This window comes from Pseudobutyrivibrio xylanivorans DSM 14809 (assembly GCF_900141825.1).
Classification (GTDB): Bacteria; Bacillota; Clostridia; order Lachnospirales; family Lachnospiraceae; genus Pseudobutyrivibrio; species Pseudobutyrivibrio xylanivorans.
In genome coordinates this window covers 1-13,669 of sequence record NZ_FQYQ01000026.1, presented here as the reverse complement: position 1 = coordinate 13,669, position 13,669 = coordinate 1, and the positions used below count along the sequence as shown (strand labels likewise).

At 33.5% G+C, this 13,669-nt stretch carries 16 protein-coding genes; all 16 read right to left on the bottom strand.

Annotation, left to right across the window (positions count from 1 at the left end):
- Position 1: 1 nt before the first annotated feature.
- The gene (locus BUA88_RS13520) at positions 2-1,138 is read right to left on the bottom strand and encodes an aminotransferase class V-fold PLP-dependent enzyme (protein WP_072918940.1); all 1,137 of its coding nucleotides are present in this window, start codon (positions 1,136-1,138) and stop codon (positions 2-4) included.
- Positions 1,139-1,141: 3 nt separating this feature from the next.
- Positions 1,142-4,711 carry a hypothetical protein gene (locus BUA88_RS13515; protein ID WP_072918938.1) on the bottom strand — a complete coding sequence of 1,190 codons (3,570 nt, stop codon included), beginning with the start codon at positions 4,709-4,711 and terminating at the stop codon, positions 1,142-1,144.
- Positions 4,712-4,716: 5 nt separating this feature from the next.
- Complete coding sequence (locus tag BUA88_RS13510) at positions 4,717-5,589, bottom strand: DUF4007 family protein (protein ID WP_072918936.1); 873 nt, start codon at positions 5,587-5,589, stop codon at positions 4,717-4,719.
- Position 5,590: 1 nt separating this feature from the next.
- Positions 5,591-7,321, bottom strand: coding sequence for a phosphoadenosine phosphosulfate reductase domain-containing protein (locus BUA88_RS13505; protein ID WP_242939625.1), 1,731 nt, complete (start codon positions 7,319-7,321; stop codon positions 5,591-5,593).
- Positions 7,322-7,340: 19 nt separating this feature from the next.
- On the bottom strand, positions 7,341-7,544 hold the full coding sequence (locus BUA88_RS13500; RefSeq protein ID WP_072918934.1) for a helix-turn-helix domain-containing protein: 204 nt from the start codon (positions 7,542-7,544) through the stop codon (positions 7,341-7,343).
- Positions 7,545-7,783: 239 nt separating this feature from the next.
- Complete coding sequence (locus BUA88_RS13495) at positions 7,784-8,464, bottom strand: hypothetical protein (RefSeq protein WP_072918932.1); 681 nt, start codon at positions 8,462-8,464, stop codon at positions 7,784-7,786.
- 126 nt (positions 8,465-8,590) lie between these two features.
- Positions 8,591-8,779, bottom strand: coding sequence for a hypothetical protein (locus BUA88_RS13490; RefSeq protein WP_072918930.1), 189 nt, complete (start codon positions 8,777-8,779; stop codon positions 8,591-8,593).
- Positions 8,780-8,792: 13 nt separating this feature from the next.
- Entirely contained in the window at positions 8,793-9,056 is a 264-nt protein-coding gene (locus BUA88_RS13485) for a hypothetical protein (protein ID WP_072918928.1), read from the bottom strand.
- A 357-nt stretch (positions 9,057-9,413) separates the two neighbouring features.
- Positions 9,414-9,635: a hypothetical protein gene (locus tag BUA88_RS13480; RefSeq protein ID WP_072918927.1), complete on the bottom strand. Its 222-nt coding sequence runs from the start codon at positions 9,633-9,635 to the stop codon at positions 9,414-9,416.
- A 16-nt stretch (positions 9,636-9,651) separates the two neighbouring features.
- Positions 9,652-9,966 (bottom strand): hypothetical protein, encoded by a 315-nt coding sequence (locus BUA88_RS13475; protein ID WP_072918925.1) that lies wholly within the window; start codon positions 9,964-9,966, stop codon positions 9,652-9,654.
- A 14-nt stretch (positions 9,967-9,980) separates the two neighbouring features.
- Positions 9,981-10,214, bottom strand: a complete 234-nt coding sequence (locus tag BUA88_RS13470) for a hypothetical protein (protein WP_072918923.1) — start codon at positions 10,212-10,214, stop codon at positions 9,981-9,983.
- 30 nt (positions 10,215-10,244) lie between these two features.
- On the bottom strand, positions 10,245-10,652 hold the full coding sequence (locus BUA88_RS13465; RefSeq protein WP_072918921.1) for a hypothetical protein: 408 nt from the start codon (positions 10,650-10,652) through the stop codon (positions 10,245-10,247).
- 113 nt (positions 10,653-10,765) lie between these two features.
- On the bottom strand, positions 10,766-12,340 hold the full coding sequence (locus BUA88_RS13460) for a hypothetical protein (RefSeq protein ID WP_072918919.1): 1,575 nt from the start codon (positions 12,338-12,340) through the stop codon (positions 10,766-10,768).
- Positions 12,341-12,781: 441 nt separating this feature from the next.
- Complete coding sequence (locus tag BUA88_RS13455) at positions 12,782-12,961, bottom strand: hypothetical protein (protein WP_072918917.1); 180 nt, start codon at positions 12,959-12,961, stop codon at positions 12,782-12,784.
- Positions 12,958-13,212 (bottom strand): GNAT family N-acetyltransferase, encoded by a 255-nt coding sequence (locus BUA88_RS13450; protein WP_083572533.1) that lies wholly within the window; start codon positions 13,210-13,212, stop codon positions 12,958-12,960. The genes BUA88_RS13455 and BUA88_RS13450 overlap by 4 nt, the downstream gene beginning before the upstream one ends.
- Before the next feature lie 218 nt (positions 13,213-13,430).
- Positions 13,431-13,669: hypothetical protein (locus BUA88_RS16405; RefSeq protein ID WP_207649574.1), on the bottom strand; the 239-nt coding region annotated here is incomplete at its 5' end.

Below are 13,669 nucleotides of genomic sequence, written 5' to 3'. Positions count from 1 at the left end.
TTTATAAATCTTCTAGTGCATTTATAAGATTATCTATATCGGAAATATTATTAAATTGCCCTAATCCTATTCGTACAGTTCCCAAACTAGAACTATCTTTTAAATATTCATGAATCCAAGGTGCACAATGATATCCCGTCCTAACAGCTATATCAAAATCTTCATCTAGAATTGTTCCCAAATCTTCTGCGGAATAACCTTCTAGATTAAAAGATACTATCCCTACATGCTTTTCACTTGATGTAGGAAGATACAGCTTTATTCCATCGAGTTTTTCTAATCCTTTGATAAGATAATCTGTTAATTCCTGTTCTTTTTTTAGGAGCATTGATTGATCTATTTTTTTCAAGGCAGCATTTAAACCGGCAATAGCAACAATATTTTTGCTGGCAGATTCATATTTTGCTTCGCTTCCCGCAGGCATATCTAAATTCAGAGAATCGCTACCTGTACCCCCAACTATACACTCATTTAGTGAAATTCCTGTTACGTTAATAAATCCTCCAATACCGAATGGTCCATATAATGTTTTATGTCCTGCAAAAGAAATAATATCTGCATCAATGGATTTAGAGTCTACAGGTATTAATCCAAGTGACTGCGCTGTATCTAATACAGTAATCGCTTCGTATTCCTTAGCAGCCTCAAATATCTCTTTCACCGGTAAAATATAACCTGTAACATTGCTTACATGTATACAAATCACGGCTCTAGGTTTATCTTTGGCAAACTCATATCTCATTCTGTCTAAGTCAACCTCAAGCGTTTGCTCATTCAATGGCAAAAACTTAATAACAATACCTTTCTGTTTTTCAACCAAATGAATAGTTCTGGCAACAGCATTATGTTCATATGGCGACACATAAACAACGTCTCCACGATTAAGCTCTAATCCTTGAATTACTTGATTCAAGGCAATAGTTATTGATGGAGCAAAAACTACGGATGCGGATATATCAGCATAAACGATATCTCGCAGCTGTTGTTTCGTATCTGAAATCAACTTACTAGCTTCTCTTGCCAACCTATATGAACCTCTGCCTGCATTTATTGATAATTCACGATTTGCTTTATCCATAGCCTGATATACTTCCTCAGGCTTAGGAAAAGTTGTTGCAGCATTGTCTAAATAAATCATATTCTAGCCTATTACCTTTTCTATCATCTCTAATAGTATTCCAACTCGGTCATTAACACTCATATCATCAAATTCTTCAAGCGTATCTTCCAGAATATTTCTAAGAATAGAACCTGTACTTTCATCAACAGGCTCATAATACTTTTCAATCAAATTACCCTTTGAACCCATGAATGAAAGCTTCATTTGTTCCGTGCTACTTGCTTCTTTTACGCTCTCGATTTGATTCTTCAGTTCTAATAACGATGTTTTATATTCTTCAAAAGTATCATCTGTCCAATTGTCCACATAAACATCAGTTACGGCTTTCGCTACCTTTTTAGCTACCTCTAAATCATCATAAACGTTGAGCTTTTCAAGGCATGACATATAATTAGTAACACGACCATCCAATAAGCCCTGTTTTGATGTTCCTGACTGTTTCTCATACCATTCCTTTAATAAATGGTATAAATCTAGCTTTCGCTTACCGCCATAAATTTCGTATGTTACATTAATGATTTCATTCATCATCCACTCAAGATAAGCGTCATATGAATTTTTACAGTCTTCTATTATCTTGTATGTTTTCTCATATGATTTAGTATCAAACTCTTTTGGTAAAGTTGAAAACAATATTTCATATGAATTGAACTCAACCTTCTGAAGATTTCGTTGTAACTTCTTCATATTCGAAGCCAAGGTAGAATCTGTGTATGCCTTTATATTAGCAACATTCCTTGTAACTAATGGCAATGATCTAAACCATCTCTGCATACAAATTACAATGTTCTTTATACGGTTTTCTGTAAGATTACGTGTCTCAGATACAGAGAACAGTTCGTTCAGCTTCCTTATATACTTCTCTTTAAGATGGTCTTCCTTTGATACAAACAACGAATAGTCATCAGCCTTTTCGCACATATTAACAATTATATCTGCTGAAATCTGTACTTCGTGGTCTGCATAATAAACAACTATATCCTCTCTTCTGCGAGCCAGAATATATGATAAATAAATTGGGACAACTCCCATTCTCATACCATATGGTGCTGATGTAATTTTGTCGATTACTGGTTTGAAGCTTTGTTTATTATCTACACACTCGTCAACATACTTATCTAGAATCTCTAAAATCTCAAACAAATTGCTATCTGCAATACCATCCACTAATCCAGTATTACAGAATAATGACCTATATATAGTTGCTTCTTGGTTTGTTCCTGCATAAAAATCAGCACTTACTACACCAGCTCCTTTAATAATCTCATCAATAATTGTTGCGCGGGCTTTTTTTGTTTGTGCAGTTGCAATAACAGAACGATTTATTATTTCATTGTTTATTTTTGGTGTTTTTGAATATACCGATTCACAACAAGCATTAACGGCACATTCCTCTTTACATCCACCTAGTTTCTTTAGTTTGATGCCTTCGTAGTAGAACACTAAAGCATTGGTTGCATCATACTCTTTTTCAAGTTCTTCTTCGACAACCAAAGTGATATCCTCCTCTAAAAGAGGAATCTCTCTGTGAATTGCTTCATTTTCTGATAAAAAGACTCTATCATCGCGTATGCTTTGTAAAATTGCAAATTCCTTTATCTCTTTTTGAACGGAAAGCTTGTGCTTTGGAACTACAACTACTAGCCTATCGCAATTTAATTTCTGAATATGTTCTTTAATTTGTGTCTGATTAATTCCTTCAAAAGAATATAACGTAATTACTTTTCCATCAGCCCTATCATTCAATAAAGTATTTATATCAGAAACTGTAAGGAAAGCATCTACACTAAGGTATTCATGAGAAAAGTACCTTGTCATATAATGAATAGAATTAAAACGTCGTGGAATTACAAAATGTCTATCTGTAATCAATTCTAATGCCTGGCCATAATTAATATTATCGCCCTTTATTTCTTTTTGACGTCTTATTTCTGCTCTTAATTCAGTTCCCGCCTTAGTCTTAAAGACATAGGCGCCAGAAGCACCCTTCTTATAGATAACTTGTCTTTTTACAAGTTCCTCTATCGTTTCACCAAGTTCTTCATCATTTAAAGACAAGAATATACTATTTTCTGATGCTATTATTTCTTCAGATTTGTTTACCACCTGAATAATAGCAATTGCCTTAACAACTCTTCTTTCCTCATCATTTACGCACTTGTTTATAGCAGCTTCAGCACTTAGCCAAATGCTATGAACTAACTCATTAGATACTTCTTTTTTGAACAGTCCACTAAAATAATCATAAATTGCATCTGCTCCCAAAATCCAAGGTGCATCATTTTCGTGCTCAGAAATAAACCTAGCCATACTGTTAGGTTCATCGTTTGATATAAAAGTGAAAAGAGTTCTCTCATTTTGTGCAACCTTCTCACTTACGTTAAGCAATAGATATGTTGCGACAGGATTCAATGGATAGCAGCCTTTTAATACTATCTCGTCAAAGTCTTCTTTCTTAAAATTACTTCCAAATATTGGCAACTGATAATACTTATCCAGTTTATTTGAATCTAAATATTTCTTTATCTTTTTCTCTGTATAAATAGACTCATCTTTAATAATTGCATGCTTAATAAGCTCATAATTATTCTTGGATGATGTAACAAAGAATTTCTCTATAATTCTACCTTCAATTCCAGTAAAGGCATTTATCAATTCAATTGAAAGATATTTTCCGTACTCTTTGATACTTTTGTGTGTAACCATCGTAAAATGGATTTGAGAATTTGAAGAATCATTTGCCAACTCACACATATCCTGGATTAGTTTCATATCATTACCGACATTTTTCCTGTCTAATCCTTCTATGAATTTACTAAACTCATCAAAAACTATATAAATACCGCTATATTCGTACTCTTCAACAAGTTTTTCACTGACACTTTTATATAAAGGAAGAACGTCTGATGCGGCTAACGGATTAAATACACTTCCCGCAGTAACCTTAGGGTATATCTCTATAAATGTATTTAATGCATTCTTCGAATAACGCTTTAAATCAGCCACAAATTTCACGGGATCTATTGCATTTCGCTTTAACTCACTAACAAACTGACTAAAAGTCTCAGGATAATCCTTCTTCCATGAATTTATTCTCTCAAAAGCAAGCGAGAAATAAGTGTCTGGCGAAAGCTTTTCTAATCCCTCTCGCTTTAATGCGTCATGAAGTGCAGTAAGAAATGCTTGGTTTAAGTCTCCTGATGTATTATTAATTATTACTGGCAAGAATCTCTTGTTATTCCAAACATACTTAATGTCTTCACTCAAAGAATCTCCATCATCAATTACCTCAAACTTTTCACATAGTTCTTGAATAACTTCTTGATTCTTTTCATTTCTCTCCAATGAAAGTATAGCTAAAAGAACTAACAAAAGATGGGATTTTCCTTTTCCATAAGGTCCAACCAAAAGAGAAGCCTGTTCTTTGTTATTAATTACAGACTTTATGTAGTCCTTAAGAAAAACAGACGAAGCTTTCGTTGGAATATAACTTAAAACTTTCTCCGTTTTATTAAGGCTCAAATATAGATTTACAGCAGTCTTAAAACTACTATTCACTTGTATATAATCTTTAAGCGTTTTATTATTCATTTATTCTACCTTTGATTTTCATAATATTCTAAAAGAACTTTTTCAGCATTAAAGTCTTTCGTTTTATAAATCATATCTAACCCAGCTGTTCTATCAACTCTTATATATCCAAGTGCATCTAAACAGTCTAATAATTCGCTAGAAACTACTGCATTCAATTGATAAATCTTATTTAATCCACACTCATCGTTCAATATTTGTTCAATAGATATGCTGTCTTTTCCATCCATCTTTTTAGATAGTTCATACAGAACAACCCATTCATTTATTGAATTTCTATCAGGCTGACTCTTTGAATAAGAACCATCAATGTTTTTTAAAAGTTTAAGGCGTGAAAAAGGCGAAATAGAATTATCTTCTGGATCCACTATTCCCTTCTTCTTTCCATACATACTTAATATTACATCTAAATCAGCTTTCACTGATTTCTCTGAAAAAGTTTGATCTAAAGCATATTTTCTGATTTCTCTAAGTAAAATCTTTTCTATAGTCTCTTTACTCAGTTCTTCAATCTCACATCGATTAAAGAACATATACCATGAAGTGGCTTCATAAAGATTTCTTGCTATCTGCGAATGAAGAATCCATACTGTAAAATCATCTTCGATATAAGGATCATATTCACATATTATTTCTCCCAGTCTAGATAACGTTGCTCCATTGTTAGGACTCTCAGTAATTAGATTAAACGCCTTAAGCCAATATCTTAAAGACTTAACCATATTATTACCGATTCCAAATACGTCTGGTCCTTCTTTTCCCTGAAAAACTTTAGGATTATCCTGTACACGCAAAAGACCTTTGCTTAACCATCCTTCTCTCAATGGAAACTTTTCATGTCCTTGCAGTCTAATTTTAACTTTTGAATTGGTTGCCATATTACGTCCTCTTAATTCCTAGTACTTTTCTCATGTAACATCCTGCATTAAAATGACCAACGCACTCTGTACATCTCACACATCTATCATCATTAATTGTATATGAGATATTACCCGTGCCATCATCTTTTACGCTTATAGCATCGTGCTTACATACACTTTCACAAGCTTTACATCCCAAACACATTTGATATTTAGTTAATTGACACTGAATCTTTCCCTCTGCTACAGCAAGTGTTTTTGCGCCAGCAATATGAATATCCTTAATAATTACTTTAAGTTTTGTACCGCCTTTTCTGCCTTGCAAAACAAGAACTACTTTTCCGGCTTTATTAAGTACATAAACCTCTCCAAGCCTTTTATTTCCCAACTCCTTATTTAAATAACCAAATGGCTTAAAGAGCTCATAAAACTCGTCTGTAATTGGCTTCTGCAATTCATAATTAAAAGCATTCTCCTCTGTTGCACATGGTTCAAATGAAACAATCGAAGTCTGTGCCGCAGCCAAACCATTTCCGCCTTGTCTAGCCTTCCAACCACCTTCGTTAACATATTCCTCTGGATCTGGTTTTCCAATGGTCTTTGCAAAGTTAACTAAAAGGTCATGCCAATGAACATATTGGTCATACATATGTACTTTAGCTAAAAATTCCGACCATCCACCATTGTTAGGGCAGCACCAACAGCCTACCCTTGTCCAGCCTAATCTATAGGCTTCATTAAAGTCTATTCCAGTAGTCAGAATATAAAGCCAAACATCAAAATCAATCCACTCTATGATAGGCGAAACCACTCGTTGCTTTGTGATTTTTGGGCTATCACTCTCTCTTTCATATTTGCTTCTGCTAGCCGATTCGCTGTGTCTAATACCCTGAAAACTTAGGATTTTAGTTTTATCCTTAAATGCTGATGATATAGTCTTTTGAATGGCTCCCGTTTTAAATACTGTACAGCACCATCGCATAACTCTACTTGGAGGTCCAACTACATCACATAAGTCTTCAAAATTCTTTTCTCTATTCTTTGCAGTTAGAATTCTAACGCCTTGAGATTCCTCATTCTTATTGAATCGTTTTTTATATTCCAATGTATATGGGAACTCTAATGTTGTATCACCAAACACATGAAGCACTTTGTTTGTGCCAAGTGCAGTGTTTACAATATGTGAAGTAACTGTAGAGTCCTTACCGCCACTGAAAGATACCATCATATCCTCAATGTCATATTTATCTCTATACTGTTGAACATAATTAATTGCCTCTTCAGTAATATAATTATATCTATCAGTATTCGCCCTTATAAAAGCATCTTTATATTTATCAAAGTATTCGTATGTAATAGCTCCCGCATTTTCATCATATCTATCTTTGAGAGCCTTTACTTCTTCAATCGGTCTATTGTTTTCACTTGCAACTGAAAACTTTATTTTTTTACCATCTATAATATAACTATTACTTCCAAACCAAACCGAGTTCTCTTGAAAAGCAAAAGGGTCATCCTTTACTATCAAAGAAATCAATAAGTTCTCTTCTGGAAAGACAGGTCTGATATCAGTAGCAATATACTTAGCCTTCTTTCCACAAATAGGACAAGTGTCAAAATAAACTGGTATATTGCAATCATCACACCAATATATAGTCGAAGACATTTCTGTCATATGTCCACACTTAGGATTAGTGCATTTTTCGCCATTCATAGGCACTTTGCACTTAGGACAAAATCTCTCTATCATCTATTTACCATCCATATAATTATTCTCTTACTGCATCACAGATATCGCCGATGTTACAATCCAAGTAATCACAAATACGCAAAATAACAGACATTGATACTTCCTGTCCCTTGTTCAATTTAGTCATCGTTCCTGTTGCAATATCGAGCTTCTCTCTGAAATCCTGCTTACTCATCTCATTTTCAGCTAATTTAATCCATAGTTTTTTATAACTTATCTTCATAAATAAACCTCGTCTAAGCATTAAAAAGTTACACATAACATTTTAACATACTCATATATATCATTCATTAGTTTTTGATATTTTTTAGCACGTTCTTGCGATTTATTTTTCTACAGTTGATAATATAGCCTTGATAATATGGCATAAAGTTTTACCACTATAAGTATAGTAACAAAATAGGTGCCCCATAATAGGGACACCCATAAACCAAAAACAAAAAAGCTATTCTTTTATGCTACTTACCAAATACTCCTAAAGCCCATGTTTCTAGGTGCATTTTCTTTAGCATATACTTCGTTTATCGCTTCAATATAGCAATTAAAAGAGGGATGAAAATAGTTCTGCGTTCTTAAATACCCATTCTTCTTTTCTAAATATTTTCTCCTAACTTCTTGCCAAAGTCCTGGCACTGATTTTATGTACAACTCTTTCTTATGAATATCATTAGCGCTAGGTCCTTGATTCCAAAAGTATCTATCTAACTGAACACATCCTGTTTTATCATGAATAAGCCTATGCCAATATCCATATTGATCAATACGGACTATACATATATCAATGCTAAATTCTGTTCTATTGCCTTTTCTTAAATGAATCTTTTGAGTTGTTATAACCGATTTTGAATCTCGACAATCATCTAGTCTATTCCAATCAAGGACTTCGTTAAACGCATCCATTACTGTTTCTTTAATATAGCGGCAATCATTAAAGTTTGGAACTTGCTCTAAGATGAGATTAAAATCATAATCAATCGGCTCATTTCCATTTTGCGTGACCATATTACGTTTACCACTTCCAACCAAAGTCATTCTTGATTCTATGTCATAGTGCTTTAAATGCTGGACAAGTTGATTAACTAAATCCGCACAAATACTATAGGATTCGTGTAGAAACACCTTATCCTCTACGTAATGATACATATTATGATTTCTCCTTTCGAATCCCAAGCCGCCCATTTAGCTATAAATCTAAATCATTGTATATTAATCAATCCTGTTAAAAATTGCAATCCTTGGCTGATTTTTCATCTGCCTTATTATAGTCTCTTAGATAAAAATAATAAGCATCAATGCAATAGGAAGAATCATTAACAATAAGAAGCTCGATAAACAACTTCCATTAGGCTTATTCCCACCACCTTTATGGTCTTCGTCCTCTTCTTCATCTTCTAATATGATTTCAGTCAGAATAAGGTCATCCATACCGATTTGACCGTCATTATTCCAATCAACCATAATTACCTCCTTTCTAAACTATTCGTGGGTCTGTTAAAAGTGCAAATACATATGCTTGTCCTCGCACACCATTATCCGATAGAAATTTTGTATTTTCTGCTGGCATCAAAGCACAAGCTTTCTCGAAATTTGTTTTACCTAAACTGTAATTTGTTCTACTCGTCTTAAAACTATTCTTTTCTCTACTCATTGTGTATGTAAACTCTAGACCACTGACAGTTTTAAATGTTTCACCCTCGTGAAGAATTACATTCTCCCAAGCTTTCTTTGCATCCATATTATTACCTCCAATGCTATTTGATAATCCATATATAGCACGATTATTTTTCTTTGTATAGATAAGTGTGTATTGGGAGTCTGTATTGTGATTTAGGATATAAAATGCTGATAAATGCCGTATTTATCATATTTTGCACAAATAGAAAGAAAATAAAAAATACATGAAAATACAAAAAAACAGAGGCTGTCACACCTCTGCTTAGTTCTTTATTTTTTTATAACGTGACATCTATGATTCACTCTACACATCACAATCAGAAAGGAGCAGTATATAAAGTCGAAAGGAGGTTCATATTAGACTTTATCTGCATAGAGTAAATCATAGATGCCACGTTAACGTTATAAGTATTTAATTTTACAGTTTGTTTCTTAACCAATCTGGCATTGATGAATCCTTCTTATCCCAAGACTCAACAGCAGAACGATCACTATGCCAAGTATTCTCTTTCCCATCAAATGACTTGTAATCATGGCATTTGTACTTAACTACTCTGTCTCCTTCATCCATGTATTCATTATGATAATAGTTCTGCTTTCCATATCCCTTATATTCTTTTGTCCTATGTAATAAACTCATAAAATACCTCACTTTCTTACATCTCAAAACCGATAGCGCAGGAACCACACAGTATTTTTCTTGTATTCCACCATTGATGCTCTAATCTATCATCCGCTTTTATTATGTATTTTTTATACGTATCCCTTTCTTCTGCCAAGTCAAATCGCTTGCCACATTCTTCGCATTCTTCATGGTAATCACCATAACCAGGATTTTCTGCCACTTTTAATGCGCAAGCTGCACAATAATCCCTATCAAAATTTTTGTATGATAAAGAACTATTCTCACTCGTAAACTTTTCTTCCTCAATTTCATAATTGAAGTCTTTACCACAATCTGAACAAATCACAATATACTCCTTTCTTACCTTTCACCATTCCACTCATATCCTGTATCTTCATACAATTTCTGAGGGGAAATATAATAATTAATACGTCCTAATTTGGAATCCATCTCATCTAATGAAGTTATTACCTTTCCAGCCCTTGTTGCCCTTCCTATAGGAAGCCAACCACTTACAATACCTGCCCTTATCCACGCTGGGTCTTTTCCATAAACCTTAGCTGCAACCGCAACTGGCACTGACCCCTGCTTCATAATATATCCGCCTCCTTTATACAAACTCTTCTACAGTAAAGCCTGCTCCTCTTCTATTACCTCTCTTAGTTGTCCCAATAGTTCATCATGCTCACGTTGAAGTTCTTCATACTGTCTTAAAAGTTCTTCTTCGGCCTCTTCTGCCTCGTCTGTTTCATCGTAGTCGCTTTCATACTCTTCTTCGACTTTTTCACGAGTCTTCTTTCTAGTAACAAAGAAAGTGACAACTGATGCAATTACAGCAACTGCGCCACCTGCTGCTCCAACTATTGCAACATCTTTATTTCTTGACATAGCGCCTTCTTCAAAACCTTTTTTCATGCCAACCTTGATACCTTTCTCTAGATTTTTCCTTGCAACCTTGTTTATTAACTCGTCAGGTCCTCCATTCTTTTTTGCCATTTTGGTTAATCGACTATAAGGCCAATCCTTACTCATTCTTACCTCCTTGTACTGCGTTTATCTGTTTCTTGTTTGTATGATATAACCTTGTTCACTTTTTGTCGGCGCGAAAAAAACAAAAAAAAATGCACTTCAAATGAAGTACATTTTTATGTATATCTATTTATTATTTCTTCAATTTGCCTACAAATAGCACTTACGCGAACAGCACGTTCAATTACATTATAGTGACTAGCATATTCTAGTAATTCTATCAGTAACAAGTTATGTATTTTAAGCCAAAAGAATATAAAATTCTTTTCTTCTCCTCCAAATGCATTGAATGCAGCTTTTAGTATTAGCGGCTCAAACATTGATAATGGCATATTTTCACTACCTCGCCATGTATCTGTTCGATTATACGCAGCAATCTCTCGATTTAACTTTCTCTGTCTATTTAAAATAGTTTGTCGTCTATTTTCTATATTGATATTCTTTGATATATAGATATCATTCTCATTAAGTTCAAATAGAGACCAAGCAAACACTGCAACAACCTCAGCTGTAATATATTTCCCCTTTTCATCTTCTTGCAGAATCATATTTTCTCTATTAATAAAACCAGCTATTTCATCAAGGCGTTCCGCTGCCTCCCAAGCATTTTTTAGCAAAAACAATATATTATAATCTTTTATTTTATCATTTTTTGTTTTCATACTTCTTTTTGTTCCAAAACACCAGTTAAGGAATTCCTCAGAATATATGAAATCTTTTATATCCTCAAAATATAGCCCCATTTCCTTCCATTCTTCTGGAACTGTCGGACTCGTACGATGATAATTATTATACAAACAATCTTCTATAAACGCTTTTCTATCGCCTATGAATGATAACAAATCATAATTTTCAAAAAAGGATATACAACTGTATATTGGATTATCCTTATATAAATTATCCTTGTACTTATATTTCTTTTTGGAATTTTTGCTGATAAGTTCCCTTATCATTCTAAGAGCCATTTCAATTAACAAGCTATAATTATTTTCGTCATCATCTTCTACCCATAATTCATTCAGGTCATCAAAATAGACACCCGTAAATTCTTTTTCTAATACTTCATCAATATCATCTATTTCCGCAAATCTTTCAATGTATTCCGTGAATTTTTGAGCATACTTCATTATAGCTAAATCAAATAGAGTCCAATCATCTAATTCGCCAATCCCCATATTACGAGTCTTTTTATTATATACTACTTCATCAATAATATTTTGTATGATAAACAAACCATACTTTCCATTCTCACCACCTCCAAGGATAGCATTTTCGTATGATCTGTTGATCTCTTTGTATACATCATAAAATCTAACCTCTGGAAAAATATAATAATGCATGAAGAAAATAAAATACTCTAGTTTTAAATACAAATAATGCCACTCATTATCTGGTCCAACATACTCTACACCTAATTTTCGTAATATACCTTTTACCCTATCATCTTCATTACGATGAATTAAGTCTCTTATTTCTTTGTACGTATATATTTTCTCAGGAATAACTAATTCTGTAACATTATATTCTTCCAACCCATGTTTTAATAATATAGGTTTGTTATAATTTGAAATTTTAATAAGGGTATTCTCAATAGCATGAGCCAATTGTGTTTCAGTATCATTTTCTAATACTATTTTCGTTGTACTTCCAAAATCAAATTCACATTCTAACTGTGGATCTACAAACAGCATACTTGTCACCTCATACTTTTTATTTAGAATCTTATCATCATAATGTGAATAATCAAGGGAACAATTTTAGAATACAATTCCTTAGAACAATTATTCTTGTTCCACCAAATCCTCGGTATAACTACTCAAACATAACCGTAATCCATATACTTCATCACTTTAATCATACGTCAAATTCGTGAAAGTTTTGTCACTGGAACCTAATTTATTTCAACAGGTTTCCATACAAAAAAATACAATGCTTCAAGTAGTCCTCAAAGCATTGTAAATTCTTGCGTTATCCATATTTTTATTTCGATTTTTTCAGATGCCTCGTTCACACTTTGGCACTAATTGTTTAGAGAAAATTTCACCACCCGGATAAATGGGCAATTTATCCAATACTTGTTTTATTTTGATTTAACAAAGATCCCTTCAACCAGAATCCCTTTTTTTGTTTTACTATTCCTCCGACCAAACATCGCCTACATCTAATCCCTTATTTGTAAGCCACTCGTCTTCAACCGTTACGTAAGATTCATTACCAGCTTCATCTGCAAGTGTTACTGATACAGTGGGCTTTTGGCTACCTGTTTCTTCACAACCAAAGTCCCCATCAAAAATATGTTTAATTGTTTTCATGCTAATTCCTTTAAATAGAATCTATTCATTGAGCTATGCACAACTTCTTTAGGCTTTTCAATCAGCTTATATCCGCATTTTTCATAAAGATGAATTGCTGCCTTTAAATTAGTATGAGTCTCAAGGTATATTCTTTTATAACCTTTATTAAAAGCAGTCTCTTCTATTAATTCTATTAGTTCGTATGAAAGCCCCTGTCCTTTAACCGCGTCAGTTAGATATAGCTTTTGAAGCTCTGCAGTGTCATCCATAAATCCTAGTCGTAACTTTTTTTGTAAATGCAAAATTCCAATACTTAATGCAAATTTTCAGAGGTAAAAGCAAAATATATTGTACTATTGCATTTAGTACTGGAAATAATAGTTATAAATAAAGGAGCTGTATAGCTCCTTATAATATATTTATTTAGCTAGACAAACTTGAAGTTGTTAGTTTTTCATTTGCCTCATCTAACTGATAGAAATGTAGTCTACTTCTTTTTTATGTACTCATGAACTTGCCAAAACAAGCTCAGCGCACCCTCTATATCATGTGTCTCCCAATAAGCTTTTTGATTTTCAAATATCCCTTTCCATGGAAATGATTCCGGTGCGTCGAAATAATAATTCTCCGTCAACGCCAGTTCACATTCATAGCTGTTTTGACCGGGATAAGAAGTTTTGTTATCATAATCAGCTATTGCTTCCTTGACACCCCGATAGATTAGTG

Coding starts and splice junctions, on each gene's coding strand:
- BUA88_RS13455 (WP_072918917.1), bottom strand. CDS start 12,961: ATGAAAACAATTAAACATATTTTTGATGGGGACTTTGGTTGTGAAGAA.
- BUA88_RS13515 (WP_072918938.1), bottom strand. CDS start 4,711: ATGAATAATAAAACGCTTAAAGATTATATACAAGTGAATAGTAGTTTT.
- BUA88_RS13485 (WP_072918928.1), bottom strand. CDS start 9,056: ATGGATGCAAAGAAAGCTTGGGAGAATGTAATTCTTCACGAGGGTGAA.
- BUA88_RS13495 (WP_072918932.1), bottom strand. CDS start 8,464: ATGTATCATTACGTAGAGGATAAGGTGTTTCTACACGAATCCTATAGT.
- BUA88_RS13450 (WP_083572533.1), bottom strand. CDS start 13,212: ATGGATGACACTGCAGAGCTTCAAAAGCTATATCTAACTGACGCGGTT.
- BUA88_RS13460 (WP_072918919.1), bottom strand. CDS start 12,340: ATGCTGTTTGTAGATCCACAGTTAGAATGTGAATTTGATTTTGGAAGT.
- BUA88_RS13480 (WP_072918927.1), bottom strand. CDS start 9,635: ATGAGTTTATTACATAGGACAAAAGAATATAAGGGATATGGAAAGCAG.
- BUA88_RS13505 (WP_242939625.1), bottom strand. CDS start 7,321: ATGATAGAGAGATTTTGTCCTAAGTGCAAAGTGCCTATGAATGGCGAA.
- BUA88_RS13500 (WP_072918934.1), bottom strand. CDS start 7,544: ATGAAGATAAGTTATAAAAAACTATGGATTAAATTAGCTGAAAATGAG.
- BUA88_RS13510 (WP_072918936.1), bottom strand. CDS start 5,589: ATGGCAACCAATTCAAAAGTTAAAATTAGACTGCAAGGACATGAAAAG.
- BUA88_RS13470 (WP_072918923.1), bottom strand. CDS start 10,214: ATGAAGCAGGGGTCAGTGCCAGTTGCGGTTGCAGCTAAGGTTTATGGA.
- BUA88_RS13465 (WP_072918921.1), bottom strand. CDS start 10,652: ATGAGTAAGGATTGGCCTTATAGTCGATTAACCAAAATGGCAAAAAAG.
- BUA88_RS13520 (WP_072918940.1), bottom strand. CDS start 1,138: ATGATTTATTTAGACAATGCTGCAACAACTTTTCCTAAGCCTGAGGAA.
- BUA88_RS13490 (WP_072918930.1), bottom strand. CDS start 8,779: ATGGTTGATTGGAATAATGACGGTCAAATCGGTATGGATGACCTTATT.